This window comes from Streptomyces reniochalinae (assembly GCF_003323735.1).
Classification (GTDB): domain Bacteria; phylum Actinomycetota; class Actinomycetes; order Streptomycetales; family Streptomycetaceae; genus Streptomyces; species Streptomyces reniochalinae.
Genome location: NZ_QOIM01000024.1, coordinates 186,322 through 213,225 on the forward strand (window position 1 = coordinate 186,322; position 26,904 = coordinate 213,225).

A 26,904-nucleotide genomic window follows, 5' to 3' on the forward strand; every position below is an offset into this window, starting at 1 on the left:
CGGAGGTTCTCCTAGGACAGCCGCACGCGCGGGTCGATGAACGCGTAGGCGGCGTCCACGATGATGTTGAACAGGATGATGAAGGTCGCCGCGAAGAGCATCACGCCCATCACCATGGGCAGGTCGGTGTTCTGCACCGACTTGACCGCGAGGGTGCCGAGGCCGGGGAGCGAGAACGTCCACTCGGTGATCATCGCGCCGCCGAAGAGGGAGCCGAGGTCGACGCCGAAGATGGTGACGATGGGGATGAGCGAGCCGCGCCAGGCGTAGCGGAAGAAGACGTACCGCCCCGACATGCCCTTGGCCCGCGCCGCTTTGACGTGGTCCTCCTGGAGCTGCTCGATCATCGACGAGCGCGACAGACGGGTGTAGTTCGCGGTGAAGATGATCTGGACGACCAGCCAGGGGATCAGCAGGCCCATGAACCAGCCGGCCGGATCCTCCGTCAGCGGCACGTACTTGGGCTGGTCGAGCAGTTGCAGGTTGTAGACCACCAGCGCCAGGACGAGCGGGCCGATGAAGTAGATCTGCATCGAGGAGAGCACCAGCGACAGCGAGCTGAACGCCTTGTCGACGAGGGTGCCCTTCTTCCAGGCGGCGATCATGCCGGCGCCCAGGCCGATGAACAGGAAGACGGCGGCGCCGCCGACGGTCAGCGAGACGGTGGTCGGGAACCGGTCCAGGATGGTCTGCCAGACGGGGTCCTGGTTGGCGAAGGAGTAGCCGAAGCACGGCGCGGGACACGCGCCCGCGGCGAAGTCGCGGCCGGCGAAGATGCCGACCATGAAGTGCCAGTACTGCACCGGCACGGGTTCGTCGATCCCCATGTTCTTGCGGATGACCGCGAGCGCGTCCGGCGTGCAGTTCTTGCCGCAGGCCAGCATCGCCGGGTCCCGGGGGACGGCGTAGAAGAGGAAGAAGGTGACGGCGCTGATGATCAGCAGGATCACCACGGCGCCGAGCGACCGGCGGATGAGGAATCGCAGCATGACGGAACGCAGCTCTCGTGCGACAGCGGAATCGACGTGCGGAAGGAGGGGCGGGACGGCACCGTGGGGCTCCGCCGCCCGGCCACGAGGGCCGGGCGGCGGAGCCGGCGCCCGGGTGCGTTACTTCTTGACGTACAGCGAGGTGGGCTGGATGTCGTGCAGCTGCTCGTCGAAGTAGGCGCCGCCGATCTTCGATCCGGAGATCTGGATCGTCTTGTAGTAGTGCATGGGCACCGCGGGAACGTCCTCGACGAGGATCTTGTCCGCGAGCTTCATCCACTCGTCGGCGGCCTTGTTCGGATTCTCGATCTTGCGAATCCGGTCCATCTCCTTCTCGAACTTCGGGTTCTTGTGGTGCGAGTAGTTCGCCGCACCGTCCTGGACCTGACGTCCGTCGAACAGGTTCGGGATGACGGTCGAGGCGCTCGGCCAGTCGGCACCCCACGAGTTGTGGTAGATGTCGTAGTCGTTCTTGGCCTTGCCGATCTGGTCGTAGTACGTGTCCGCGATGATGTCCTTCTTCTGGACGTTGAACCCGGCCTTCTCCAGGTTCTGCGTCGCGGCCACGGAGAAGTCCTGCCATTCGGGGGCGTTCTGGAAGGCGAAGGTGAGCTTCATGCCCTTCTTGCCGGACTCCTTGAGGAGTTTGGCGGCCTTCTTCACGTCGCCCTGCGGCTTCTTCAGCTTGTTGAACGGGTCGGTCGGCTTCTGGCCCACCAGCGTCGGGCTGATGTAGTTGCCGGCCATCTCACCGCCGCCGGCGCCGCCGAACGCGGAGACGATGGACTGGTTGGGCATCGCGTAGGCGATGGCCTGGCGGACCTTCTTGTTCTTGATCCGGTCCGTGTTGATGTTCATGTAGCTGACGTACGACTGGTAACCGGAGACGGAGCGCTTCTTGACCTCGGGGTCGCTGCGCACCTTCTGCATGCTGGAGGCGTCGACGCTGTTGGTGAAGCTGGTGGCGTACTGGTTCTCACCCGCGTCCGACGTCAGCCGCTTGGTGGAGTCCTCGAAGGAGACACCGAACTGGATGTTGAAGGCGTCCGGGTACTGGTGCCGCTTCGGGTCGGTCTTGGGGTCCCACTCGGGGTTGCGGACGAGCTTCATGTTCTTGCCCGACTTGAACGACGCGATCTTGTAGGGACCGGTCGACAGCGGGTCCTTGTCGTACTTCTCCTTGGTGTCCTTCTTCTCGGACACCACCGAGTAACCCTGCATGGCCAGCGCGTAGGGCAGCTCGGCCTGCGGCTCCTCGAAGTGGAAGATGACCGTCTTGTCGTCCGGTGTCTCCAGGACGTCGTCCGACAGGTGCTTGCCCTTGAAGGGGCCGTCCTTGAGCAGCTTGCGGTAGTCGGTGCCACCCGTGTTGGCCAGCCACTGCTGGATGAAGGTGGGGCCCTCGGTGATGAAGGGCGCGAACATCCGCTCGATGCTGTGCCGGACGTCCTTGGAGGTGATGGCCGAGCCGTCCTCGAACTTGATGCCGTCCTTGAGCTTGTACGTCCAGGTCTTGCCGCCGTCCGACTTCTTGCCGCTGTCGGTGGCCAGGTCGCCGACGACCTCGTACTTGTCGCCGCTGGTGCGCTTGTAGGTGGTCAGACCGCGGTGGATCAGCGTGGCGAGGGCGCCCTCGTCGCTGACGTAGATCTGCGCGGGGTCCAGGTGCGCGAAGCTGTCGCGCTGGAGGACCTTGATGGTGCCGCCCTTGCGGCCTCCCTCGACCTCGGGGGCCGGGCCCTTGGAGGCGGCCTCGTCGGCGAACGTGTAGGAGACGTCGGCGCCCTGCTTCTTGGCCTTCGCGTCCTTGCCGTCCTCACCGCCGCCCCCACCGCTGCTGCAACCGGTGAGGAACAGCGCGCCGGCGGCGACCGCCGCGAGGGACGCACGCGCTGTGCGTATGCTCACTCTGCTCATGGTGGTGTCTGCACCTGCCTGTCGGTTGTCCGTCGCTGCCTGACTGATGCCGTACGGGGTGGCAGCACCCCCCACCACTCGGTCGCGCCTGGCCCTCATCGGCCCGACTTCGGGTCGAACGCGTCCCTGACCGAGTCTCCGAGCAGGTTGAAGGCGAGGATGAAGATCACCATCGCTCCGCCCGGGAAGAACATGTAGGTGATGTCGCTCTGGTAGATCTCGGCGCCCGTGGCGAACATCCGGCCCCAGTCGGGGGTGGGCTCCAGCAGCCCGACGCCGAGGAAGGAGAGCCCCGCGATGGCGGTGACGTTGTTCGGCAGCATGTAGGTGGCCTGCACCAGCATGGGTGTGACCAGGTTCGGCAGCAGTTCCTTGCGGACGATCCGGCCCGGCGGCGTCCCGGCGACCTTCGCCGCCTCGATGAACTCCCGCTCCCGCAGCGACAGGGTCTGGCCCCGCAGCAGCCGCGCCAGCGTCATCCAGCCGAGCAGCCACATCACGTAGACGATCACGCAGGACCTGAGCCAGGTGGGCATCTCGTCCTGCGGGTCGACGAGCAGAGCGCCGACGACCGGGGTGAAGGCGACGAAGAAGAGCTGGTTGGGGAAGGACATCATCAAGTCGGTGAACCGGCCGAGGAAGTAGTCGGCCTTGCCACCGAAGTAGCCGCCGGCGACGCCGATGACGATGGCGGTGACCACCGAGAGCAGGGTGATCACGACGGCCAGCGAGAGCGAGGTGCGGATTCCGTAGACCAGCTGCATGAACACGTCCCGGCCCAGGTTCGGTTCGAGGCCGAACCAGAACTCGCCGCTGATGCCGCCGTTGGGCTGCACCGGGTAGCCGTTGTCGTTGAGCAGGCCGGGCGTCAGCTGCCCGTAGCGGGTGTAGGGATCCTTGCCGTAGAGCCAGGAGATCACCGGGGCGAGAGCCGCGATCAGGAAGAAGGCGAGCACGACGCACGCCGAGATCACACCCGTGCGGTCGCGCTTGAAGCGCATCCACATCAGCCGTCCTGGTGACCGGCCCGCGAGGTCACCGTCCTTGGCAACTCGCGTAGAACTCGGGCCCGCTTCCTGATCGGGGCCAGGGGTGTCGGCCCCGACCGCAGCGGCCTGGGAAGGACTCGTCATCGCGTGTGTGCTCCCGCGCTCAATTCTCGCCGGAACCCGAATCGTTGGGCGTGATGCGGGTGGGTTGAGCCGGACTTTGGCAAGCGGGTTACGTGCCAGTCAAGGGGTGTTGGCCAGGCTGAACGCCGTCAACGGCTTTCTTGAGCGAACGTTGCGCAGATCGAGGTCGCAACGTGCTTGACATCACAGAAGGCAGGCGGACATGACAGCAAAAAACGCCAGTAATTGCCTTAACAATCTCGCAACGTGGTCGTCGTCTCACCGATATCCGAGGCGGCCACTCTGAACTGCGGAGACCCGTCAACCCCCCTGCGTGCGGGGGCTCGTGGCGTTTTCCTGCATGCGCGATGGACGTCGTGCGAACATGAGTGCGGCTTCACCGCCGCGCACACCGCCCGCGCACACCGCCGGCCCGGCGCTTGTTGCCGGGCGGTGCTCGCGGGTAGACACGTCAGGTCCAGCACGTCGCGACACACGTACACACGGGGGGCCGAGCCATGGGCCAGGACAGGACACTCGCGCGCGGAGCGCGCGTCTTCGGATCGCTGCTGCTGGCCGCGCTCGCGCTGGTCAGCCTCGCCTGGATCATCCGGGACTTCACCAAGGCCGACGACGTCGTCGACGTGTGGTGGAACTGGGCCGGGCTGCCGGCCCGCGCCGAGGACGGGGTGTGGGTCGCCTCCTTCCTCGAACCCACGCTGATGCTGGTCTACGCGGTCGCGGCCGTCACCGCCTACCGCTCCTCCTCGTCCGCCGCGATACTCACCGCCTCCGGAGCGCTGACCGTCGCGCTGCGCACCCCGGGGCTGTGGAACCTGAACGCCGACTGGATGCAGGGCGTCCCCGACGGGCTGCTGAGCAAGGTCCTCTTCACCACCATCGCCACCGTCGTCCTCGGCGGTGTCCTCATCGTCACCGCCATCGCGGGCCGCCGCCCCGCACAGCCCGCCCCCGGCGGCTACGGCGCCCCCGCCCCGCACGACGTGGCCCACTCGGCCCCCGCGGGGCCGACCAGGGGCGGCGCCGTTGCCGCCTTCCTGCTGCTGGGCGCCTCGGCCGCGGTGCTGGTCGCATGGGAGATACGCACCATGCAGCAGTTCGGCTGGGACCGCTACGCGAAGACGCTGACCGGCGAGCGCACCATCGTCCGGCTGCTGGACGCCCCGCCCGGCTGGGCCCTGTGGACCGTCGTGCTCCTCGCTCTGGTCGCCGGCGTCGCCGCGCTGGCGGGCGCGCCCTTCTCCCGCCCCCTCGGCCTGGTCGTCGCCGGGCCGCTGCTCGCCCTCGGCCTGTTCGCCGTCGCCTTCGGCATCAAGACGGACCTGTTCGCGCACTTCGGTGACCTCGGCATCGAGGGTCAGCTGCACGTGCTCACCAACATCTTCGAGGTCGTCGCGGGCGCGGCCGTGCTGCTGGCCCTCTCCCGGGGGCAGCAGCGCTCCGAGCGCCTCGTCCCCTCGTACCCGGCAGGCGGCCCCGCACCGTACGCGCCGCCGCCGCAGACCTGGTAGGTCGGCGCCTCACGTCTCGACGGGCCCCACCACAGCGGCGCGCTCGGCCGCGAAATGGCAGGCCGAGGGGTGGTGGACGGCCTCGCCTGGCAGGGTGTCGGAGAAGGTCTCCGGCACGGCGAGCGGCGGCTCCTCCTCGGCGCAGCGCTGCTGCGCCTTCCAGCAGCGGGTGCGGAAGTGGCAGCCCGACGGCGGGTTGGCCGGCGAGGGCACGTCGCCCTCCAGCACGATCCGCTCCCTGCGCCCCTCGGCCTCGGGGTCGGGCACCGGCACGGCCGACAGCAGCGCCTGCGTGTACGGGTGCGTCGGGTGCTCGTAGATCTCGGTCTCCGTACCGACCTCGACCAGCTTGCCGAGGTACATCACGCCGACGCGGTCGGAGATGTGCCGCACGATGGACAGGTCGTGCGCGATGAAGACGTAGGAGAGGCCGAACTCGTCCTGGAGGCGCTCCATCAGATTGACGACCTGCGCCTGCACCGACACGTCCAGCGCCGAGACCGGCTCGTCCGCCACGATGATCTCCGGACGCAGCGCCAGACCCCGAGCGATCCCGATGCGCTGCCGCTGACCCCCGCTGAACTGGTGCGGATACCGGTTCACGTACTCCGGATTCAGCCCCACCACATCCAGCAGCTCCCGCACCTTGCGCCGCCGGTCCCCCTTCGGCGCCACCTCGGGATGGATGTCGAACGGCTCCCCGATGATGTCGCCCACCGTCATCCGCGGATTCAACGACGTGTACGGATCCTGGAACACCATCTGGATGTTCCGCCGCACCGCCTTCAAAGCACGCCCCGAGGCGCGGGTGATGTCGTTGCCCTTGTAGCGGATCGTGCCCGCCGTCGGCCTCTCCAGGTGGGTGATGAGCTTGGCCACGGTCGACTTGCCGCAGCCCGACTCGCCGACGATGCCCAGCGTCTCCCCCTTCCGCAGGTCGAAGGAGACACCGTCGACGGCCTTGACCGCGCCCACCTGCCGCTTGAAGAGCACACCCTGCGTCAGCGGGAAGTGCTTGACCAGGTCCCGCACCTGGAGGATCGGCTCGCCCGCCGCGTAACTCCGCTCGGCATGCGACTTCGCCAGCAGCTTCCGCGCCTGGATCAGCTCCTCCCTGGCCACCTTGCGGCTCGATCCCTCACCGTGCATCGCACATCTCCTCCCAGAAGTGGCAGGCGCTGGCCCGCAGCGCCGAGACCTCGTACAGCGGAGGCTCGTCCCTGCGGCAGACCGCACGCGCCATGGGGCAGCGGGGGTTGTAGGCGCAGCCCGGGGGGATCTGTTGCAGGTTGGGCGGCATGCCCCGGATGACGTCGAGCTGCCCGCCCTTCTGGTCGAGGCGGGGGATGGAGTCGAGCAGCCCCTTGGTGTACGGGTGCGCCGGAGCCTTGTACAGCTCCTTGACCGGCGCCGTCTCCACGATCCGGCCCGCGTACATCACCGCGATCCTGTCCGCGACGTCCGCCACCACACCCAGATCATGGGTGATCAGGATCAGCCCCATGTTGAACTCACGCTGCAAATCCGCCAGCAGCTCCATCACCTGCGCCTGCACCGTCACATCCAGCGCGGTCGTCGGCTCGTCGGCGATGATCAGATCGGGCTCCAGCGCCAACGCCATCGCGATCATGATGCGCTGCCGCATCCCCCCACTGAACTGGTGCGGATAGTCGCCCACCCGCTGGCGCGCTGCCGGGATGCGGACCCGCTCCATCAGCTCGACGGCCTTGGCCCTGGCCTCCTTGCGGGAGGCGCCCTGGTGGACACGGAACATCTCCGCCAGCTGGTAGCCGACGCTCAGCACCGGGTTCAGAGCGGAGAGCGCGTCCTGGAAGATCATCGCCATCTTCGCACCGCGGATCCGCCGCCGCTCCTGGCCCGGGAGGGTCAGCAGATCCCTGCCCTGGAAGACGATCTCGCCGCCCGTGATGCGTCCGGGCGGCGTGTCGAGGATGCCCATGATCGCCTGCGCGGTCACCGACTTGCCGGAGCCCGACTCGCCGAGCACCGCGAGCGTCTCGCCGGCCTCGACACCGCAGTCGACCCCGTTGACGGCCTTGGCCACGCCGTCCCTGGTGTGGAACTCCACGTGCAGGTCGCGCACCTCAAGGAGGCTCACACGCTCACCTCAGTTTCGGGTCGAGGGCGTCGCGCACCGCGTCGCCGAGCATGATGAACGCCAGCACGGTGAGGCTGAGCGCGGCGGCCGGATACAGCAGGATGTGCGGCGCGTTGCGGAACTGCATGCCCTGGGAGGCGGCGGAGATGTCGGCGCCCCAGGAGACGGTCGGCGGCTGGAGGCCCACGCCCAGGAAGCTGAGCGTGGCCTCCAGCGCGATGTAGGTGCCCAGCGCGATGGTCGCCGTCACGATCACGGGGGCGATGGCGTTCGGCAGGATGTGCCGGGTCATCATCCGGGCGTTGCCCGCGCCCAGCGCACGGGCGGCCAGTACGTAGTCGTTCTGTTTGGCCGTGATGACGGAGCCGCGCGCGATACGCGCGACCTGCGGCCAGCCGAGCAGCACGATGAAGGCGACCACCGTCCACACCGAGCGGCTCCCGGTCATGGAGAGGAAGACCAGACCGCCGAGGATCATGGGGATGCCGAAGAAGATGTCGGTGAGGCGGGAGAGGACGGCGTCCCACACGCCGCCGAAGAACCCGGCGAGTCCGCCGAGCACGCTGCCCAGCACGGCCACCCCGAGCGTGGCGCAGACGCCGACCGTCACGGACGTACGGGCGCCGTAGACCACCCGCGTGTAGACGTCGCATCCCTGGGTGTCGAAGCCGAACCAGTGCCCTGCCGAGGACGCGTCCAGCGAGCGGCCCAGCCGGCAGGAGAGCGGGTCCCGGGAGGCGATGAGGCCCGGCCACACGGAGATGAGCACCAGGAACGCGATGAGCAGGCCCGCGATCAGGAACACCGGGTTGCGCCGCAGGTCGTGCCACGCGTCCGACCACATGCTCCGGGCCCGTTCCGGCGGCTCCCGCCCCGGTGAGGAGGGGCCCTTGCCGCGGGCACGCTCGGCCTCGCTCTCGACCCCGGCGAGCGTCTCCGCCTCGTCGGGGCCCTCGATCGCGGGCGTCCCCGTCATGGGCTCCCCCTGCGGGTGGCGGTGGGCGCGTTGCGCGCTCGCGGGCCTGGCGGGCGTGGGTCACACATAGCGGATCCTCGGGTCGAGCACGGCGTACAACAGGTCGACGAGCAGGTTCGCGAGGAGGAAGACGATGACGAGGACGGTCACGAAGCCGACGACGGTCGGCGAGTTCTGCCGCACGATGCCCTGCCACAGCTGGAAGCCGACGCCGTGGATGTTGAAGATCCGCTCGGTCACCAGGGCCCCCGCCATCAGGGTGCCGACGTCGGTGCCCAGGAAGGTGACGACGGGGATCAGCGAGTTGCGCAGCAGGTGCCGTACGGTCACCCGCCGGCGCGGCAGCCCCTTGGCGACGGCGGTGCGCACGTAGTCGGCGCGGGAGTTCTCGGCGATGGAGGTGCGGGTCAGCCGTGTGACGTAGGCGAGCGAGACCAGTGCGAGCACCAGTCCCGGCAGCAGCAGCTGGCCGAGGGGCGCGGCGGGCGAGACGGCGGGGGCGATCAGCCCCCACCGGACGCCGAGCAGGTACTGGAAGACGGTGCCGGTCACGAACGTCGGTACGGAGATGACGACGAGGGTCAGCATCAGCACCCCGCTGTCGACGGGCCGGCCGCGGCGCAGGCCGGTGAGCACGCCGAGCACCAGGCCGACGATGATCTCGATGACGACGGCGACGAGCGTCAGCCGGATGGTCAGCGGGAACGCGGTCGCCATCAGCTCGGTCACCGGCTGCCCGTTGAAAGCGTTGCCGAAGTCACCGGAGAAGATCTTGCCCATGTAGAGCCCGTACTGCTGCCAGAGGGGCTTGTCGAGGTTGAACTCGGCGCGCAGCTGTGCGGCCGTCGCCGGGTCGGGCGCCCGGTCGCCGAACATGGCGTTCACCGGGTCGCCGACGGCGTAGACCATCACGAAGATCAGGAACGTCGTCCCGATGAAGACCGGGACCATCTGGAGCAGTCGTCGTACGACATAGCGCCCCACGACGGCTCACTTGACCTTGATGTCGGTGAAGACCGGCACGGAGAAGGGGTTGAGTTTCACGTTGCCGACCCGCTCGGAGTATCCGGCGTTCCCGTTCTGGTACCACAGCGGAATGGCGGGGAACGTCTCCAGGACGCGTTTCTCCGCCTGCTGGAAGAGGCCGATCGCGCTCTTCTGGTCGCCGGCCGCGTTCGCCTGGTCGATGAGCTTGTCGACCTTCGGGTCGGAGAACCCGGAGTCGTTGGAGGAGGCGTCCGTGTAGTAGAGGGGCTGGATGAAGTTCTGGATCAGCGGGTAGTCCATCTGCCACCCGGTCCTGAACATACCCTTCATCTTCTTGCCGCTGATGTCGGAGCGGAATTCGCTGAACGTCGGCACCGGATTCACCGTGCAGGCGTTGTTCTTGTCCAGGGTGCGGTTGATGCTGTTGCAGACGGCTTCCATCCACTGCCGGTGTGAGCCCGTGTCCACGTTCGAGATCAGCGTGATCTTTCCGCCGGGGAGGCCGCCGCCCTGCTTGATGAGTTTCCTGGCCGCTTTCGGGTCGTACTCGCACGCGCTGCCGCACAGGCCGGGTTCGTATCCGCCGCCGGCCCCCAGCACGGGAGAGGTCAGGTCGGTCGCGGGCTCCCGCGTGCCGTGGTAGATCTCCTCGGTCACCTCCTTCCTGTTGATCGCACGGGAGAGGCCCTGCCGCACCAGCGCGGCCTTCTTTCCGCGCCACCGCTTGTCGTACATCGGGAAGGAGAGGGTCTGGGTGATGCCCGCCGGCTGGTTGATGTAGCGCCCGTTCAGGTCCCGCTTGGCGTTCTTCAGCTGCCCTGCCGGGAGTTCGTCGACGACGTCCAGGTTTCCGGCTTGCAGGTCGGTGTAGCCGGTGTTCTGGTCGGTGTAGACCCGCAGCTCGACGCCCTTGTTGCGCGGCTTGTCCGCACCGTTGTAGTACGTGTTGCGCGACAGCTTCATCGACTGGCCGCGGGTGTAGGAGTCCACCTTGTACGGACCGTTCCCCACCGGTTTCTTGAGCCAGCCCTCGTGGTCGGTGAAGAACGCTTTCGGCAGGGGCGCGTAAGCGCTGTAGCCGAGCGTCTGCGGCCACATGGAGAACTTCTGGTTGAGCTTCGCCGTGAAGGAGCGGTCACCGGTGACCTTCAGCCCCGACATCTTCTTCGCCTTCGGCTTCCCCTTCTCGGGGTGCACGTCGTCGTAGCCGTCGATGTACTGGAAGAAGTAGGAGTTGACCTGCTTGTTGGTGACCAGCGCACCGTAGTTCCACGCGTCGACGAACGACTTCGCCGTCACCGGCGTGCCGTCGGAGAACTTCCAGCCCTTGCCCAGCTGGATGCGGAAGGTGCGCTGGTCGTCGGTCGTGATGGACTCGGCGACGGCGTTCTTCGCCTCACCCGTGGCGGGGTCGTACTTCTTCAGCCCTCGCATGATCATGTCGAGGACCTTGCCGCCCTGCACCTCGTTGGTGTTCGCCGGCTCGACCGGATGCTGCGGGTCGGTCCAGAAGGCGCGGACCACACCGTCCTGCGCCCCGCCGCCGGTCCCCCCCGAGCTGGAACCGCCACCGCAGGCGGTCGCCGTGAGCGTGAGCACCCCCACGGCGGCGAGCGCCCTCCTGGTCGTGGTCACGCGGGTGGCTCCACGCATGGGTGCCTCCTGGAAGCGCTGTGGGTCCGAGTTCGACTCGGACCCACTTAACACCTTTTGACACCATATGCCTGGATGCCGTGCCCGGGCCCCGGAGGGCCGGAACCCGTATGGACCACACGGGTGGGCACGGCAGCTCCCGCGAGCGGACTCAGGCCGCGACCACGGCCGCCCGCTCCTCGGCGAAGTGGCAGGCCGACGGGTGCGCCACCCCCGACTCCGCCTTCTCGAACGGCGTGGGAATCGCCAGCAGAGGCACCTCTTCGGCGCAGCGCGCCTCCGCCTTCCAGCAGCGGGTACGGAACCGGCAGCCCGACGGCGGGTTGGCCGGTGAGGGCACGTCGCCCTCCAGCACGATCCGCTCCCTGCGCCCCTCGGCCTCGGGGTCGGGCACCGGCACGGCCGACAGCAGCGCCTGCGTGTACGGGTGCGTCGGGTGCTCGTAGATCTCCTCGTCGCTGCCGATCTCCGCCATCTTGCCGAGGTACATCACGCCGACGCGGTCGGAGATGTGCCGCACGATGGACAGGTCGTGCGCGATGAACATGTACGAGAGGCCGAACTCGTCCTGGAGGCGCTCCATCAGATTGACCACCTGCGCCTGCACCGACACGTCCAGCGCCGAGACCGGCTCGTCCGCCACGATGATCTCCGGACGCAGCGCCAGACCCCGAGCGATCCCGATCCGCTGCCGCTGACCCCCGCTGAACTGGTGCGGATACCGGTTCACGTACTCCGGATTCAGCCCCACCACATCCAGCAGCTCCTGCACCTTGCGCCGCCGGTCCCCCTTCGGCGCCACCTCGGGATGGATGTCGAACGGCTCCCCGATGATGTCGCCCACCGTCATCCGCGGATTCAACGACGTGTACGGATCCTGGAACACCATCTGGATGTTCCGCCGCACCGCCTTCAAAGCACGCCCCGACAGCTTGGTGATGTCCTCGCCCTTGTAGCGGATGGTGCCGGACGTGGGCGCCTCCAGGTTCATCAGCAGCTTGGCCACGGTCGACTTGCCGCAGCCCGACTCGCCGACGATGCCCAGCGTCTCGCCCGGGTACAGGTCGAAGGAGATGCCGTCGACGGCCTTGACCGCGCCGACCTGCCGCTTGAAGAGCACACCCTGGGTCAGCGGGAAGTGCTTGACCAGGTCCCGCACCTCGAGGATCGGCTCACGGCGCTCGGTCTGCTCGGTTCGCTGGGACTCTTCACTCACCGAGGGTCTCCTTCCAGAAGTGGCACGCGCTGCCGCGTCCTTCGCCGACCTCGGCGAGCGGGGGCAGTTCACTGCGGCAGACGTCCCGTGCGACGGGGCAGCGCGGGTGGAAGGCGCAGCCGTCGGGAACCTTGGCCATGTTGGGCGGCAGGCCCTGGATCGCGTAGAGCTCCTTGCCCTTCTGGTCGAGGCGGGGGATGGATTCGAGCAGCCCCTTGGTGTACGGGTGCGCCGGAGCCTTGTACAGCTCCTTGACCGGCGCCGTCTCCACGATCCGGCCCGCGTACATCACCGCGATCTTGTCCGCGACGTCCGCCACCACACCCAGGTCATGGGTGATCAGGATCAGCCCCATGTTGAACTCACGCTGCAAATCCGCCAGCAGCTCCATCACCTGCGCCTGCACCGTCACATCCAGCGCGGTCGTCGGCTCGTCGGCGATGATCAGATCGGGCTCCAGCGCCAACGCCATCGCGATCATGATGCGCTGCCGCATCCCCCCACTGAACTGGTGCGGATAGTCGCTCACCCGGGCCTTCGCAGCGGGGATCTTCACGCGGTCCATCAGCTCGACGGCCTTGGCCTTCGCCTCCTTGCGGGAGGCGCCCTGGTGGACACGGAACATCTCCGCCAGCTGGTAGCCGACGCTCAGCACCGGGTTCAGAGAGGAGAGCGCGTCCTGGAAGATCATGGCGATGCGGGCGCCGCGGATCTTGCGGCGCTCCTCCTTGGACATGGTGAGCATGTCCTCGCCGTGGAAGAGGATCTCCCCCTTGGGGATGCGGCCTGGCGGCATGTCGAGAATGCCCATGACCGCCTGGGCGGTCACCGACTTGCCGGAGCCGGACTCGCCGAGCACCGCGAGCGTCTCGCCGGCCTCGACCTGGTAGTTCACGCCGTTGACGGCCTTGACGATGCCGTCCCGGGTGTGGAAATCGACGTGCAGGTCCCGCACTTCGAGCAGGGTCATATGAGGCGCGCCTCCCTCAACGGCTCTTGGGATCGAGGGCGTTGCGGACCGCATCGCCGAGCATGATGAACGCCAGGACGGTCAGGGAGACCATGATGGCGGGGGAAATGAGCATGTGGGGCGCGGTGCGCAGGCCGTCCTTGCCCGAGTCGACGTCCACGCCCCAGGAGACCGTGGGAGCAGCCAGCCCGATGCCCAGGTAGGAGAGGGTCGCCTCGGCCGCGATGTACCCGCCGAGCGCCGTCGTCGCGACGACGATGACGGGCGCGACCGCGTTGGGCACGATGTGCCGGAACATGATCCGCGCCGTGCTCGCGCCCAGCGACTTCGCGGCGTGCACGTAGTCGCTCTGCTTGACGGTGATCACCGAGCCGCGGGCGACACGGGCGATCTGCGTCCAGCCCAGGAAGAGCAGCGCGGCGATGACGACCCACACGTTGGACTTGGTGAAGGTGGTCAGCACCACCATGGCGCCCAGCAGGAAGGGGATGCCCTGGAAGATATCGGTGATCCGGGAGAGCACGCTGTCCAGCCAGCCGCCGAAGTAGCCGGCGACGAGCCCGACGATGCCGCCGAGGATCGTCACGAACAGCGTCACCATGACGCCGACGAGCACGGAGGCACGGGCGCCGTAGACCATGCGCGCCCACACGGAGCGCCCCTGGGTGTCGTACCCGAACCAGTCCTCCGCGAAGAAGTGGCTGTAGCTGGGCTTGCCCTGGTAGTGGTGCGTCAGGTCGCCCACGGTCGGGGAGGCCGAGGTGAACAGGCTGGGGAAGGCCACCATCACCAGCAGCACCACGATGAGCACGGCCGAGATGACGAAGAGCGGGTTGCGCCGCAGGTCGCGCCAGGCGTCGGTCCACAGGCTGCGGCCCTTGGCCGGTGCCGCGTCCTTGCCCGGCGGAGCGGGCTGCGGGTCGGTCGACGCCGACGCGGGCACGTTCAGGGTCTCAGTCATAACGGATCCTCGGGTCCAGGACCGCGTAAAGCAGGTCGACGAGCAGGCTTGCGACGAGGTAGACGATGACGATCAGCGTGGCGATGCCGACGACCGTGGAGCCCTCGCGGCGGTTGAGCGCCTCGAAGATGGTGTTGCCGATGCCGTGCACGTTGAAGATGCCTTCGGTGACGACCGCGCCGGCCATCAGCGAACCGATGTCGGTACCGAGGAAGGTGACGACGGGGATCAGGGAATTGCGCAGCAGGTGCACGCCGACCACCCGGCGCCGGGGCAGGCCCTTGGCGATGGCGGTGCGGATGTAGTCGGCCCGCAGGTTCTCCGCGACGGAGGTGCGGGTGAGCCGTGTGACGTACGCCAACGAGAGTGCCGCCAGCACAATCGCAGGCAACAACAACTGCCCGAGGTCTTGTGAGTCCTGGACGGTCGGGGTGACCCAGCCGAGCTGGAAGGCGAACAGGTACTGGAAGAGGTAGCCCAGAACGAAGCTGGGCACCGAGATCAGCAGCAGGGTGAAGATCAGCACGACCCTGTCGAACACCTTGTCGGCGAAGAGTCCGGAGACCAGGCCGAGCAGCACACCGGCGAGAACGGTGAAGACGAACGCGAAGAGAGTGAGCCGGACGGTCACGGGGAACGCCTGCGAGATCACCTCGGCGACCGGTCTCTGCGTGGCTATCTGGGTACCGAAGTCACCCTGGAACAGGCCGGTGAGGTAGTTCCAGTACTGGTGCCACAGCGGCAGGTCGAGACCGAGCTGGTGCTTGATCGCGGCGATCTGCGCCGGGTCGGGCTTCTTCTCACCGAAGAGCGCCGCCACGGGGTCGCCGGGCAGCGCGAACATCATGCAGAAGATCAGCAGAGTCGACCCGATGAAGACCGGGATCATCTGGAGCAGTCGCCGTGCGACATAGCGCCCCATAGTGCCTCCGTAACGGAAAGGGAGCTCGGGAACGGCCGGGGCCGCCGCTCGTGGCGGCGGGCCCCAGCGCGTCTTCCCGGGTGCTGCTACTTGACGGTGATGTCGGTCAGGAGGACGTTGCCGTCGAAGCCGACCTTGACGTCGTCGATGCTCTCGCCGTGCACGATGTTGGCCGCGTAGTCCCACAGCGGGATGGCGGGCATCTTCTTGAGCAGTTCCTTCTCCGCCGCCTGGTAGTCCTTCACGGCCGCGTCGAGGGAGTCGGCGTGGTCGCCCTTCTCGAAGAGCCCGTCGATCTTCTTGTCGGAGAACCGGCCGTAGTTGGTGGAGGCGCCGGTCTTGTACAGGTCCTGCATGAAGTTGACGTTCAGCGGGTAGTCCGCGAGCCAGCCGCCCCGGTAGGTGCCCTTGACCTTGTTGGCCTGGCGCGCCTCGAGGTCGGTCTGGAAGTCCGGCTTGGAGTCACCCACGCACTGGACGCCGGTGGCCTTGGTGATGCTGTTGCAGACAGCCGTCACCCATTCCTTGTGGCCGCCGTCGGCGTTGTACTGGATCCAGATCTTGTTGCCCGGGACGCCGCCGCCGTCCTTGATGTACTTCTTGGCCTTCTTCGGGTTGTAGGTCAGGACGTCGGTGTCCAGCTTCTGGTAGCCCTTGACCTGCGGCGGGGTGAACGCCTTGGAGGGGATGCGGGTGCCCTGGAGCACCGTCTTGGTGATCGTCTTGCGGTCGATCGCCATCGACAGGCCCTGGACGACCTTCGGGTCGACGTCCTTGAACGGCTTGGAGTAGACGGCCGGGACGATGCTCTGGGTGCCCGCGTACGGGACGTCGAGCGCGCGGTCGCCGAAGTCGGACTTGCGCTTGGGCAGGTCCTTGGGACCGACGCCGTCGACCAGGTCCAGGTTGCCGGACAGCGCGTCCTGGTAGGCCGCCTCCATCTTGGAGTAGGTCTTGAACTGGACACCCTTGTTCTTGGCCTTGTTGGAGCCCTTGTAGCTGTTCACGGCCTTGACCTGGATCAGCTTGTTGTGGGTCCACTTCTGGAACTCGTACGGGCCGTTGCCGACCGGCTTCTGGCCGAACGCCTTGGGGTCCTTGTAGAAGGACTCGGGCAGCGGCGTGAAGGTCTTGTAGCCCAGCTTGTACTCGAAGTACGGGACCGGCTTGGACAGCTCGATGGTGAAGGTGTGGTCGTCGACGACCTTCAGCCCCTCCATCTCGTCCTTCTTGGACTTGCCCTTCTCCGGGTGGACGTCCTCGTAGCCCTTGATGTCGCCGAACCAGTAGCTGTTGGCCTGCTTGTTGTCGACGTTGGCCATCCAGTTCCACGCCTTGACGTACGACTCGGCGGTCACGTCCGTGCCGTCGTGGAACTTCCAGCCCTTCTTGAGCTTGACGGTCCAGGTCTTGTTGTCCTTGGACTTCACCGACTCGGCGTTCTCGTTCTTCAGCTCGCCCTTGCCGTCGTAGCCGACGAGGCCGGTGAACAGCGCGTCGATGACGTAGCCGCCGAACTTCTCGTTCGTGTTGGACGGCATCAGCGGGTGCTGGGGTTCGCCGTTGAACATCGAGACGTACCCGGCGGGCTTGCCCGACGCGTTGCCGTCGTCGCCGGAACCGCCACCGCACGCCGTGGCTGCCAGCGCCACGGCCGCCGCAAGAGCGGACCACTGCATCATCTTCGCACCACGCATGGAGCGACCTCCTAGAGTCGTTCACCAAGGAAGAAGGGGCGGTGCCGTGGCCGGCAGCCTGCCGGTCCGTGCTACACGCCCCCACGCTCGCGGAGTCGCCGCCCACATGACGGTGCGTGACCCATTAACCCGAGCTCGATGCACTCACTATCTGCCCTCACCCCCCGTGTGGACCAGATGTGAAGAGTCTCGGTTTGATTACACCTACATCCGGTTGTCCGTTAAGCGGCAAGAGCAGCGCCGCGAATCTCATCAAACCGGACAAAAACCAAGGTTGCCGAACCGTTATCCGGACACCGCACAGCGGAAGGGGCCACACCCCACAGGGAGTGGCCCCCTCCGCTTCCGAACCGGCCGCTACGGTGCGCAACCGGCCTCCGGCTACCTCTTGGCCCGCGCGGCAGCCCGCGCGCGCTCCTTCATGTCGAGGTTCACCTTGCGGATACGCACCGTCTCCGGAGTCACCTCGATGCACTCGTCCTCGCGGCAGAACTCCAGGGACTGCTCCAGCGACAGCTTGCGCGGCGGCACCAGGTTCTCCGTCGTGTCGGCGGAGGCCGCGCGCATGTTGGTCATCTTCTTTTCCTTGGTGATGTTGACATCCATGTCGTCGGAACGGGAGTTCTCGCCGACCAGCATGCCCTCGTACACCTCGGTGCCGGGCTCGATGAAGATCACACCGCGCTCCTGGAGGTTCATCATCGCGAAGGGCGTCGCCTTGCCCGCCCGGTCCGCGACCAGCGAACCGCTGCGGCGCGTACGCAGCTCCCCGAACCACGGCTCGTGCCCCTCGAAGAGCGAGTGCGCGATGCCGGTGCCCCGGGTCTCGGTCAGGAACTCGGTACGGAAACCGATCAGACCGCGCGCCGGAACCAGCCACTCCATCCGGACCCAGCCGGAGCCGTGGTTGGTCATCGTCTCCATACGCCCCTTGCGGGAGGCCATGAGCTGGGTGATCGCGCCCAGGTACTCCTCGGGGGCGTCGATCGTCATGCGCTCGACCGGCTCGTGGACCTTGCCGTCGATCTCGCGGGTGACGACCTCCGGCTTGCCCACCGTCAGCTCGAAACCCTCACGGCGCATCGTCTCCACCAAGATGGCCAGCGCCAGCTCGCCACGGCCCTGCACCTCCCAGGTGTCGGGACGCTCGGTCGGCAGGACGCGCAGCGAGACGTTGCCGATCAGCTCCCGGTCCAGCCGGTCCTTGACCAGCCGCGCGGTGACCTTGTGCCCCTTGCCGCCCCTGCCCACCAGCGGGGAGTTGTTGGTGCCGATCGTCATGGAGATCGCGGGCTCGTCCACGGTGATCAGCGGGAGCGCGACCGGGTTCTCCGGGTCGGCGAGCGTCTCGCCGATCATGATGTCCGGGATACCGGCGACGGCGCAGATGTCGCCGGGGCCCGCCTTCTCGGCCGGCTTGCGGGTCAGCGCGTCGGTCATCATCAGCTCGGTGATCCGCACGCTCTGCACCGAGCCGTCGCGCTTCATCCAGGCCACGGTCTGGCCCTTCTTCAGCTCGCCCGCCTCCACGCGCAGCAGCGCGATCCGGCCCAGGAAGTTGTCGGCGTCCAGGTTGGTGACGTGCGCCTGAAGCGGCGCCGCCTCCTCGTACGTCGGCGCGGGGACCGTCTCCAGCAGCGTGGTGAAGAACGGCTCCAGACTGGTGCTGTCCGCCGGCACCGCGCCGTCCGCCGGCTGGGTCAGCGAGGCGATGCCGTCCCGCGCGCAGGCGTAGACGATCGGGAACTCGATCTGCTCCTCGTCCGCGTCCAGGTCGAGGAACAGGTCGTAGGTCTCGTCCACGACCTCGGAGATCCGGGCGTCGGGACGGTCGGTCTTGTTGACGCAGAGGATGACCGGGAGCCGGGCCTCCAGCGCCTTGCGCAGCACGAAGCGGGTCTGCGGCAGCGGCCCCTCGGAGGAGTCGACGAGCAGGACGACCGCGTCCACCATCGACAGGCCCCGCTCGACCTCGCCACCGAAGTCGGCGTGGCCCGGAGTGTCGATGATGTTGATGGTGACGGGATCGCCACCGTCCTTGGGGTGGTACCTGACCGCGGTGTTCTTGGCGAGAATGGTGATGCCCTTCTCGCGCTCCAGGTCGTTGGAGTCCATCACCCGGTCGTCGACGGATTCGAGCTGGTGGGCCGCGAAGGCTCCGGCCTGCTTGAGCATGGCGTCGACGAGAGTCGTCTTGCCGTGGTCGACGTGGGCGACGATGGCGACGTTGCGGATGTCGTGGCGCGTGGGCACTGAGGGGTGTCTCCCGGGTTGACGGATGAGGCCGCGCTCCCCCGGCCTCCGGCCGGGGCGCCCCCGGCCCGTGAGGGCCGGGCCGCGGGCCCTGATGCCGGGCTCGGCTCGCCGCGGCCTCACAAACCATGGTACGGGCAGCCACGCGAAGCCCCGGACGGGGCCGCCGCAGCACGCGGCTACTGCCCGCGCCCGGGCCGCGCCCCTCTTCCCGCCGCCCACCGCGCCGGCCGCACGTCCGCCCGGCCCGCGCCCGCACCCGGCCTGCGGCTCCGTCCACCTGGTCCAGTCCCCCCACCCGCCCGCACCCGGACCGCACTGCTGGACCGCGCGCCTGCCCGTCCACCGAGTGCTCGTCGTCACACCCGGCGCCCGCCCAGGCGCCACCGCCCCGTCGGCAGGGGAGGGAGCAGGTGCGGTCCGGCGGCTTCGGGGGGCCGGCAGCTCGACAGCCGTCCGGCGGTGATCGGATGCGAGTGGTGACGGCCCGCCGCACGGTGCGCCCGCCACCCGGCGCCCGCGCGAGGGAGCCCTCGCGCGGGCGCCGGGTGCCACCGGCCGGGTGCCGTGGCCGTCCGCCGGCCGGAGGTCATGGAGGCGGGCCGCCGGGCGGGGGCGCGGAGGCTCACAGGCCGGGGGCGCGGAGGTGGTGGGGCCGGCTCCCGGGATCGGGAGCCGGCGCGGCTCGGGAGGTCAGGTTCGGCGGTAGCCGATGTCCTCGTAGCGGGGTGTGCTGAAGCCGAACGCTCCGACGTTGGCCAGGTCCCGCTTGGCCGCGATCAGCTGCGGGCGCTGGTAGAGGGGCAGTGATCCGGCCACTGCCCAGATCCGCGCGTCCGCCTTCTCCATCAGTTCCTTGCGCGCTCCGTCGTCCAGTTCCCCTGCCGCCTGCTCGAAGAGCTGGTCGATCCGGTCGGTGCCCACCCGTGCGTAGTTCTGCTCGACGAGGAGTGAGCCGTCGGAAGCGGGCTGCGGCTTGGCGAAGATCGGCCGGGCCTCGGTCGCGGGGAACGCGGTCGCTGGCCAGGCGTAGAGCGCCAGGTCGTAGTCGCCCGTGGCGATGTGGTCCTTGAAGTAGCTCTCCCCGGATACTTCCTTGATCTGCGTGCGGATGCCGATCCCGTCGAGCATCTGCGCGATGCGCTCACCCGTGGCCCGCAGCTGGGCCGAGCCCTTGCCTGCGGGCAGGACGAAGCGGAGCGCCAGCGGTTTGCCGCCCTTGCTGCGTACGGCGCCGGCCGGGTCGGCCGCGAGGGTGCGCATCTCGTCGGCCGTGGCCTGTACCTTCTGTGCCGTCTTCAGCGCCGACTCCGCCCGGCTCAGCTTCCGCTGGGAGCCCGATTCCCTGGCCGCGGCGAGGCGCGCGTGTGCGGCCTGGGCGAGGACGGCGCCGCGCTGGGTGGTGGTGGAGACGGTCAGTCCGAGCGGCTTGTCGACGACCTGTGCGATCTGTGCCGCGGTCAGCCGCGGCACGGAGGCCTCGGCTTCGGCGCGGTAGGGCGCGCGGGCGCCCGCCTGCGGGGAGGACGCGTCGGCCGGCGGTTCGGCCGGTCCGCCCTGCGGCTTGTGACGGCCGTCCCGCTCGGCGGACTCGGGGTGTTTCCCGGCGGAGGGCTCGTCGGCGCCTGCTTTGCTCCTGTCCTGGGCGAGCGAGCCGCCGGCCTTCCAGCCCGCATCCGCGAGGAGGGACTGCGCGGAGTCGATGTCCTCGCCGCCGACCGCCTTGCTGTTGTCCTGGTAGCCGTCCTGGTTGGTCATCCGCAGGTGGCTGCCGAGTGGCTTGTCGGGCAGGCCGGTGCCCTCCAGCGCCTGCTTGGCGAGCTCCTCGCGGTCGATGGCGCGGGCGACGGCTCGGCGTACCCGTTCATCGGACAGCGGCCCGCGGGAGCCGTTGAGGGCGAGCTGGGTGTAGGCGGGGTCGAGGGCGCGGCGTACCTCGTAGGAGCCGAGCTGCTCGGCGGTGGCCGCGCCGAACTTCGCCCGGGCCTGGCGCCGGCGCTTCTCGCGCAGCTTGGCCTCTTGCTTCTCGGAGCGCTTCTTCGCCGTGTCGGGACGCTGCGGGCCGCCGAGCCCGTTCGCCACGCCGATCTTCTTCGCGGCGGGGCCGCTGACGTCCGCGACGTCGATCTTCCCCGTGGCCAGCGCCTTGGCGCGCTTGTCGCGGGGTACGGCCGTCAGCACGATGCGGTCGAGTTTCGCGCGCTCGCCCCACCAGTGGGGGTTGCGCCGCAGGACGGTGCGCTCGCGGTCCTTGTCGGCCTTGGTGACCCGGAAGGGTCCTGCCACGGCGGCGAGCTTGGTGCGGGAGCCGTCGTTGAAGGCGTGCGGGCTGCGCATCGCCTGCTTCGGGTAGAGCGGGGTGAACAGCGACCGCCAGTCCGCGTAGGGCTTGGCGAAGACGACCTCGACCTCGCCCGCGTGCTGCCCGGCGGAGATCTTCTTGATGCGGTCGTATCCGGCGTTCCGCGCCGTCCAGTACGCCTTGTCCTTGCCGCGCAGCGCCTTCCACTGGGCGCGGAAGTCGGCCGCCGACAGGCGGCGGCCGTCGCTCCAGCGTGCCTTCGGGTTGAGCTTGTAGACGACGGTCTGCCGCGGTTCGGTCGCGGTGACCTCCGCACCGCGCAGGAAGTCCTTGTTCAGCTGGGGCTTGCCGTGCTTGTCGAGGGTGAACAGCGCGGGCAGGGTCGCTCCGGCGACCCGCTCGGCGGCCTCGGTGGCGTCCGGCTGGAAGACGTTGAAGGTGGTGGGCTTCGCGTCGACCGCCCAGCGCAGGGTGCCGCCGGAGGTGACCTGCGCGCGCTCGGTCCCGTGGATGTCGCCGTCCGCGTCCGCCGAGCCCTTTCCGATGCCGGAGCCGGCCGCGCCGTCCTGGGAGTCTCCCGCCGCGCTGCACGCGGCCAGCGGCAGCGGCAGCAGCACTCCGGCGACCAGTCCGGCGACCCATCGCCGCGCCACGCCGCGGTGCGGGCGGTTGCCCAAGCCGTGGGGCAAGGCCGTGCGACGGGGGGACTCCGTTGGCTGTGGCGGCCACGGGGGCCGTGCTGACTCGGCTGGGACGGCTCGCATGCTGAAACCTCCGGGGCTGACCGCGCGCCCGCAACGTCCTCTTTTGGCGGTTTTTGCGGTTCATCACATCTTTTCGCCCCACTGGAAGCGCACCCAAACCCGGAGTCCGCCAGACGCGACACATCAGCCACGCACGCCACCCGTGCGGAGCACCCCCCGGTTGCACCGGGAGGGTGAACCGGGGCCGAGACCCCGGACGGGGTCCGAACCGGGATCCGGACCGGGCTCAGCGAGAACCGAGGCGACCCGTACGCCCGCCCCGCACCCCCTGCCCGACTCTGTGGCGCAGAACGTCAGCCACCCCCGCACCCCGCCGCTCTCGGGGCCACACCCCGGGTGTGGCAACTTCGCGCCCCGCGCGAGGTGACCCGTACGGGCGGAAAGACGCGTCGCGCTCTTCACAAGAAGGAGTGTGACGCGCAACACTCGCCAGGCGCATGGACCAAGCCGGCCGCCACCCAGCGGAGGTGGGCAACTCATGTCTCTGCACGATGAACTGACGGACGCTCAGCGCTGTCTGGACGATCTCGCACGCTGCGTCAGCCGACTCGAACAGCACGTCGGCAGCGGGCTGGAGATCCGGCGGATGCGCAGCGACACCGAGCACCTGCGGGAGTCGCTCTCCCTGTTGAGAGCCACCGCGCCGCGGGAGCCCGGTGCGCCGCGCGCCGAGATGGTGACGATTTCCGACCAGCCCTACGACCCCGGCCTGTGGACGGACGCCGACGACGAGGGGCTGGGGGCGCGCGACCGGCACGCACCGTGACTCGATGGATACTGCGAGTTCGCACGGCAGGCCCTTGCCGCCCTGATCCCCGTCGTCTCTTCCGGAGATTCCGTTGGCCACTGGCACCGAACCCCGACAGAACACGGGGCCCCGACAGACCGTGGGCCCCCAAGCCACCGGCGTACGCGGGAGCACGCGCGCCGCCATCGCCGCGCCGCACCTGCGCAAGGACCGCTGGTGGCTGGCGCCCGCGGTCACCGTGCTGGGGCTGCTGGCGTTCGTCGTCTACTCCACCTGGCGCGCGTTCGCGGGCGCCGACTACTACCACGCGCCCTACGTCTCGCCGTTCTACTCGCCGTGCCTGGCGGACAACTGCGCGACGATGAAGGGCGGACCCAACTGGGGCCTGTTCGGCCAGTGGTGGGGGCTCTCGCCCGCGCTGCTCATCCTGGTCTTCCCGCTGGGCTTCCGGCTCACCTGCTACTACTACCGCAAGGCCTACTACCGCGGGTTCTGGGCCTCTCCCCCGGCCTGCGCGGTGGCCGAGCCGCACAAGACGTACACCGGCGAGACCCGCTTCCCGCTGATCCTGCAGAACATCCACCGCTACTTCTTCTACGCGGCGCTGCTCGTCGCGGTGGTCCTCACCTGGGACACCCTGCTCGGCTTCCGCGACGCGGAGTACGCGTGGGGGCACATGGGCCTGGGCACCCTGGTCTTCCTCGTCAACATCGTGCTGATCTGGGCGTACACCCTCTCGTGCCACTCCTGCCGTCACATCGTGGGCGGCAGGCTGCGGCACTTCTCCAAGCACCCGGTGCGCTACCGCATGTGGGGCTGGGTCGGAAAGCTCAACGAGCGGCACATGCTGCTCGCCTGGGCCTCGTTGATCAGCGTGGCGCTCGCGGACTTCTACGTCTACCTGCTGGCCACCGGCGCGTTCACCGACCCGCGCTTCTTCTGAAGAGATGTGAGAGGGAATACAGCGACATGGCACACGTCGAACGCCACCAGTGGGACGTCGTCATCATCGGCGCGGGCGGCGCCGGGCTGCGCGCCGCGATCGAGGCGCGCGAGAGGGGGCTGCGCACCGCGGTGATCTGCAAGTCCCTGTTCGGCAAGGCCCACACGGTGATGGCCGAGGGCGGCATCGCCGCCAGCATGGGCAACGTCAACGACGGCGACAACTGGCAGGTCCACTTCCGCGACACGATGCGCGGCGGCAAGTTCCTCAACCAGTGGCGGATGGCCGAGCTGCACGCCCGCGAGGCCCCCGACCGCGTGTGGGAGCTGGAGACCTGGGGGGCGCTGTTCGACCGTACGAAGGACGGGCGGATCTCGCAGCGCAACTTCGGCGGCCACGAGTACCCGCGCCTCGCGCACGTCGGCGACCGTACGGGTCTGGAGCTGATCCGTACGCTCCAGCAGAAGGTCGTCTCCCTCCAGCAGGAGGACTTCAACGAGAGCGGTGACTACGAGGCGCGCATCAAGGTCTTCCAGGAGTGCACCGTCACGCGGATCCTGAAGGAGGACGGCGACGGCGGGGACGACGGCGCGAGAGTGAGCGGCGCCTTCTGCTACGAGCGGGAGAGCGGCCGCTTCTTCGTGCTGGAGGCGCCCGCTGTGGTGCTGGCGACCGGCGGCATCGGCAAGTCGTTCAAGGTGACCTCCAACTCCTGGGAGTACACCGGCGACGGGCACGCGCTGGCGCTGCTGGCCGGCGCCTCGCTGATCAACATGGAGTTCGTGCAGTTCCACCCCACCGGGATGGTCTGGCCGCCGTCGGTGAAGGGCATCCTGGTCACCGAGTCGGTGCGCGGCGACGGCGGGGTGCTGCGCAACTCCGAGGGCAAGCGGTTCATGTTCGACTACGTGCCGGACGTCTTCAAGGAGAAGTACGCCGAGTCCGAGCAGGAGGCCGACGGCTGGTACGAGGACCCGGACACCAACCGCCGGCCGCCCGAGCTGCTGCCGCGCGACGAGGTGGCCCGCGCCATCAACGCCGAGGTCAAGGCCGGGCGCGGCTCCCCGCACGGCGGCGTCTTCCTGGACGTCTCCACCCGGATGCCCGCCGAGACGATCAAGCGGCGGCTGCCCTCGATGCACCACCAGTTCCGCGAGCTCGCCGACGTGGACATCACCGCCGAGCCGATGGAGGTCGGCCCCACCTGCCACTACGTCATGGGCGGCGTGGACGTCGACTCGGACACCGCGGCGGCGCGCGGCGTACCGGGGCTCTTCGCGGCGGGCGAGGTCGCCGGCGGGATGCACGGCTCCAACCGGCTGGGCGGCAACTCGCTGTCCGACCTGCTGGTCTTCGGGCGGCGCGCCGGCCTGCACGCGGCGGAGTACGCCCGCGCGTGCGCTCACGAGCGCCCGGCGGCCGGCGCGGAGCAGGTCGACGCGGCGGCGGCCGAGGCGCTGCGCCCGTTCGGCGAGGCTCAGGAGCCGGGTGCCGCCGGGGCCTCGGGGGCCACAGACGCCTCCGGTGCCTCCCGCGGCGGGGGCCGCCCGGCGGAGAACCCGTACGCCGTCCACCAGGAACTCCAGCAGTCCATGAACGAGCTGGTCGGCATCATCCGGCGCGAGGAGGAGATGTCCGAGGCGCTGGAGCGCCTCGGCGACCTGCGCGAGCGCGCCGGGCGCGCCACGGTGGAGGGCCACCGGCAGTTCAACCCGGGCTGGCACCTCGCCCTCGACCTGCGCAACATGCTGCTGGTCAGCGAGTGCGTGGCCCGCGCCGCGCTCAACCGCACGGAGTCGCGCGGCGGGCACACCCGCGACGACTACCCGGAGATGGACCGCGAGTGGCGCCGCGCCAACCTCGTCTGCGCCCTCAAGGCGGCAGCCGAGGGCAGGGGCGAGCGCGCCGAGCGGATCAGCCTCCGCCGCCGCGAGATGCCCCCGATCCGCAAGGACCTCCTTGAGCTGTTCGAGAAGGAGGAGTTGATCAAGTACCTGACCGACGAGGAGCTGACGAGCGAGTGACTACCGCACCGGACACGACGAGCTACGACGCGCACTTCAAGGTCTGGCGCGGCGATGTGGACGGTGGCGGTCTCGAGGACTTCACCGTCGAGGTCAACGAGGGCGAGGTCGTCCTCGACATCATCCACCGCCTCCAGGCCACCCAGGCACCCGACCTCGCGGTGCGCTGGAACTGCAAGGCGGGCAAGTGCGGCTCGTGCAGCGCCGAGATCAACGGACGGCCGCGGCTGCTGTGCATGACCCGCATGTCGGTCTTCGACCGCGCCGAGACGGTCACCGTGACCCCGCTGCGGGCCTTTCCCGTGGTGCGGGACCTGGTGACCGACGTCGGGTTCAACTACCAGAAGGCGCGCGAGGTCCCCGCGTTCGTGCCGCCGCAGGAGCTGGCGCCCGGTGAGTACCGGATGCAGCAGGAGGACGTCGGGCGCTCGCAGGAGTTCCGCAAGTGCATCGAGTGCTTCCTGTGCCAGGACACCTGCCACGTGGTCCGCGACCACGAGGAGAACAAGACGGCCTTCGCCGGGCCGCGCTTCCTGATGCGGGTCGCCGAACTGGACATGCACCCGCTGGACGCCGCCGACCGGCAGGGCCTGGACCGCAGGTCCACCGCCCAGGACGAGCACGGGCTCGGCTACTGCAACATCACCAAGTGCTGCACCGAGGTGTGCCCGGAGTCCATCCGCATCACCGACAATGCCCTCATCCCGCTCAAGGAGCGGGCCGCCGACCGCAAGTACGATCCGCTGGTCTGGCTCGGCGACAAGATCCGCCGCCGGCGGGGATGACGTCCCGTCCGGCCCCGGGCAGCCGCTCCGGGGC

Annotated in this window: 20 protein-coding genes; 5 read left to right on the forward strand and 15 right to left on the reverse strand. The window is 68.7% G+C overall.

The window, feature by feature from the left end; translation table 11 throughout:
* Window positions 1-11: 11 nt before the first annotated feature.
* The 3 genes from DQ392_RS06285 to DQ392_RS06295 all read right to left on the reverse strand — a co-directional run bounded on the left by DQ392_RS06285 (window position 12) and on the right by DQ392_RS06295 (window position 4,039).
* Window positions 12-989 (reverse strand): ABC transporter permease, encoded by a 978-nt coding sequence (locus tag DQ392_RS06285; protein WP_114014466.1) that lies wholly within the window; start codon window positions 987-989, stop codon window positions 12-14.
* A 120-nt stretch (window positions 990-1,109) separates the two neighbouring features.
* Window positions 1,110-2,906, reverse strand: coding sequence for an ABC transporter substrate-binding protein (locus DQ392_RS06290; protein WP_114014467.1), 1,797 nt, complete (start codon window positions 2,904-2,906; stop codon window positions 1,110-1,112).
* Window positions 2,907-3,001: 95 nt separating this feature from the next.
* Window positions 3,002-4,039, reverse strand: coding sequence for an ABC transporter permease (locus DQ392_RS06295; RefSeq protein ID WP_114014468.1), 1,038 nt, complete (start codon window positions 4,037-4,039; stop codon window positions 3,002-3,004).
* A 497-nt stretch (window positions 4,040-4,536) separates the two neighbouring features.
* Here DQ392_RS06295 and DQ392_RS06300 point away from each other — a divergent pair, with 497 nt between their 5' ends.
* Window positions 4,537-5,550 (forward strand): hypothetical protein, encoded by a 1,014-nt coding sequence (locus tag DQ392_RS06300; RefSeq protein WP_114014469.1) that lies wholly within the window; start codon window positions 4,537-4,539, stop codon window positions 5,548-5,550.
* A 9-nt stretch (window positions 5,551-5,559) separates the two neighbouring features.
* Here the strand turns inward: DQ392_RS06300 and DQ392_RS06305 are convergent, their stop codons facing one another.
* The 12 genes from DQ392_RS06305 to DQ392_RS06360 form a co-directional block, all read right to left on the reverse strand.
* Complete coding sequence (locus DQ392_RS06305; protein ID WP_114014470.1) at window positions 5,560-6,699, reverse strand: ABC transporter ATP-binding protein; 1,140 nt, start codon at window positions 6,697-6,699, stop codon at window positions 5,560-5,562.
* Entirely contained in the window at window positions 6,689-7,669 is a 981-nt protein-coding gene (locus tag DQ392_RS06310; protein ID WP_114014471.1) for an ABC transporter ATP-binding protein, read from the reverse strand. Before DQ392_RS06310 ends, DQ392_RS06305 begins: the two co-directional genes overlap by 11 nt.
* A 4-nt stretch (window positions 7,670-7,673) precedes the next feature.
* Window positions 7,674-8,645 (reverse strand): ABC transporter permease, encoded by a 972-nt coding sequence (locus DQ392_RS06315; protein WP_114014472.1) that lies wholly within the window; start codon window positions 8,643-8,645, stop codon window positions 7,674-7,676.
* A 60-nt stretch (window positions 8,646-8,705) separates the two neighbouring features.
* Window positions 8,706-9,629 (reverse strand): ABC transporter permease, encoded by a 924-nt coding sequence (locus DQ392_RS06320; protein WP_114014473.1) that lies wholly within the window; start codon window positions 9,627-9,629, stop codon window positions 8,706-8,708.
* 6 nt (window positions 9,630-9,635) lie between these two features.
* Window positions 9,636-11,285, reverse strand: a complete 1,650-nt coding sequence (locus DQ392_RS06325) for a peptide ABC transporter substrate-binding protein (protein WP_114014474.1) — start codon at window positions 11,283-11,285, stop codon at window positions 9,636-9,638.
* Between the two features lie 151 nt (window positions 11,286-11,436).
* The gene (locus DQ392_RS06330) at window positions 11,437-12,501 is read right to left on the reverse strand and encodes an ABC transporter ATP-binding protein (protein WP_114014475.1); all 1,065 of its coding nucleotides are present in this window, start codon (window positions 12,499-12,501) and stop codon (window positions 11,437-11,439) included.
* Complete coding sequence (locus tag DQ392_RS06335; RefSeq protein ID WP_114014476.1) at window positions 12,494-13,525, reverse strand: ABC transporter ATP-binding protein; 1,032 nt, start codon at window positions 13,523-13,525, stop codon at window positions 12,494-12,496. Before DQ392_RS06335 ends, DQ392_RS06330 begins: the two co-directional genes overlap by 8 nt.
* Window positions 13,488-14,432, reverse strand: a complete 945-nt coding sequence (locus tag DQ392_RS06340; protein ID WP_181856297.1) for an ABC transporter permease — start codon at window positions 14,430-14,432, stop codon at window positions 13,488-13,490. Before DQ392_RS06340 ends, DQ392_RS06335 begins: the two co-directional genes overlap by 38 nt.
* Window positions 14,425-15,354 carry an ABC transporter permease gene (locus tag DQ392_RS06345; RefSeq protein ID WP_114014477.1) on the reverse strand — a complete coding sequence of 310 codons (930 nt, stop codon included), beginning with the start codon at window positions 15,352-15,354 and terminating at the stop codon, window positions 14,425-14,427. Before DQ392_RS06345 ends, DQ392_RS06340 begins: the two co-directional genes overlap by 8 nt.
* A gap of 86 nt (window positions 15,355-15,440) precedes the next feature.
* On the reverse strand, window positions 15,441-17,051 hold the full coding sequence (locus DQ392_RS06350; protein WP_114014478.1) for a peptide ABC transporter substrate-binding protein: 1,611 nt from the start codon (window positions 17,049-17,051) through the stop codon (window positions 15,441-15,443).
* Window positions 17,052-17,432: 381 nt separating this feature from the next.
* Window positions 17,433-19,304, reverse strand: a complete 1,872-nt coding sequence (gene typA, locus DQ392_RS06355; RefSeq protein WP_114014479.1) for a translational GTPase TypA — start codon at window positions 19,302-19,304, stop codon at window positions 17,433-17,435.
* Window positions 19,305-19,997: 693 nt separating this feature from the next.
* Window positions 19,998-22,259, reverse strand: a complete 2,262-nt coding sequence (locus tag DQ392_RS06360) for an ABC transporter family substrate-binding protein (RefSeq protein WP_245981214.1) — start codon at window positions 22,257-22,259, stop codon at window positions 19,998-20,000.
* A 589-nt stretch (window positions 22,260-22,848) separates the two neighbouring features.
* On the opposite strand from DQ392_RS06360, the gene DQ392_RS06365 reads away from it, so the two are divergent.
* From DQ392_RS06365 to DQ392_RS06380, 4 genes are all read left to right on the forward strand, one after another.
* A complete protein-coding gene (locus tag DQ392_RS06365) occupies window positions 22,849-23,136 on the forward strand; it encodes a hypothetical protein (protein ID WP_114014481.1) in 288 nt (95 codons plus the stop codon).
* 73 nt (window positions 23,137-23,209) lie between these two features.
* Window positions 23,210-24,061 carry a hypothetical protein gene (locus tag DQ392_RS06370; RefSeq protein WP_425470489.1) on the forward strand — a complete coding sequence of 284 codons (852 nt, stop codon included), beginning with the start codon at window positions 23,210-23,212 and terminating at the stop codon, window positions 24,059-24,061.
* 26 nt (window positions 24,062-24,087) lie between these two features.
* Window positions 24,088-26,085 (forward strand): fumarate reductase/succinate dehydrogenase flavoprotein subunit, encoded by a 1,998-nt coding sequence (locus DQ392_RS06375; protein ID WP_114014483.1) that lies wholly within the window; start codon window positions 24,088-24,090, stop codon window positions 26,083-26,085.
* Window positions 26,082-26,870, forward strand: a complete 789-nt coding sequence (locus DQ392_RS06380) for a succinate dehydrogenase/fumarate reductase iron-sulfur subunit (RefSeq protein ID WP_114014484.1) — start codon at window positions 26,082-26,084, stop codon at window positions 26,868-26,870. Before DQ392_RS06375 ends, DQ392_RS06380 begins: the two co-directional genes overlap by 4 nt.
* The last annotated feature ends 34 nt before the right edge of the window (window positions 26,871-26,904 follow it).

Bases quoted from the DNA above. Each gene is read 5' to 3' on its own strand.
- DQ392_RS06285 (WP_114014466.1), bottom strand. From the start codon at position 989: ATGCTGCGATTCCTCATCCGCCGGTCGCTCGGCGCCGTGGTGATCCTG.
- DQ392_RS06290 (WP_114014467.1), bottom strand. From the start codon at position 2,906: ATGAGCAGAGTGAGCATACGCACAGCGCGTGCGTCCCTCGCGGCGGTC.
- DQ392_RS06295 (WP_114014468.1), bottom strand. From the start codon at position 4,039: ATGACGAGTCCTTCCCAGGCCGCTGCGGTCGGGGCCGACACCCCTGGC.
- DQ392_RS06300 (WP_114014469.1), top strand. From the start codon at position 4,537: ATGGGCCAGGACAGGACACTCGCGCGCGGAGCGCGCGTCTTCGGATCG.
- DQ392_RS06305 (WP_114014470.1), bottom strand. From the start codon at position 6,699: ATGCACGGTGAGGGATCGAGCCGCAAGGTGGCCAGGGAGGAGCTGATC.
- DQ392_RS06315 (WP_114014472.1), bottom strand. From the start codon at position 8,645: ATGACGGGGACGCCCGCGATCGAGGGCCCCGACGAGGCGGAGACGCTC.
- DQ392_RS06325 (WP_114014474.1), bottom strand. From the start codon at position 11,285: ATGCGTGGAGCCACCCGCGTGACCACGACCAGGAGGGCGCTCGCCGCC.
- DQ392_RS06335 (WP_114014476.1), bottom strand. From the start codon at position 13,525: ATGCGGTCCGCAACGCCCTCGATCCCAAGAGCCGTTGAGGGAGGCGCG.
- DQ392_RS06340 (WP_181856297.1), bottom strand. From the start codon at position 14,432: ATGACTGAGACCCTGAACGTGCCCGCGTCGGCGTCGACCGACCCGCAG.
- DQ392_RS06345 (WP_114014477.1), bottom strand. From the start codon at position 15,354: ATGGGGCGCTATGTCGCACGGCGACTGCTCCAGATGATCCCGGTCTTC.
- DQ392_RS06350 (WP_114014478.1), bottom strand. From the start codon at position 17,051: ATGCGTGGTGCGAAGATGATGCAGTGGTCCGCTCTTGCGGCGGCCGTG.
- DQ392_RS06365 (WP_114014481.1), top strand. From the start codon at position 22,849: ATGTCTCTGCACGATGAACTGACGGACGCTCAGCGCTGTCTGGACGAT.
- DQ392_RS06375 (WP_114014483.1), top strand. From the start codon at position 24,088: ATGGCACACGTCGAACGCCACCAGTGGGACGTCGTCATCATCGGCGCG.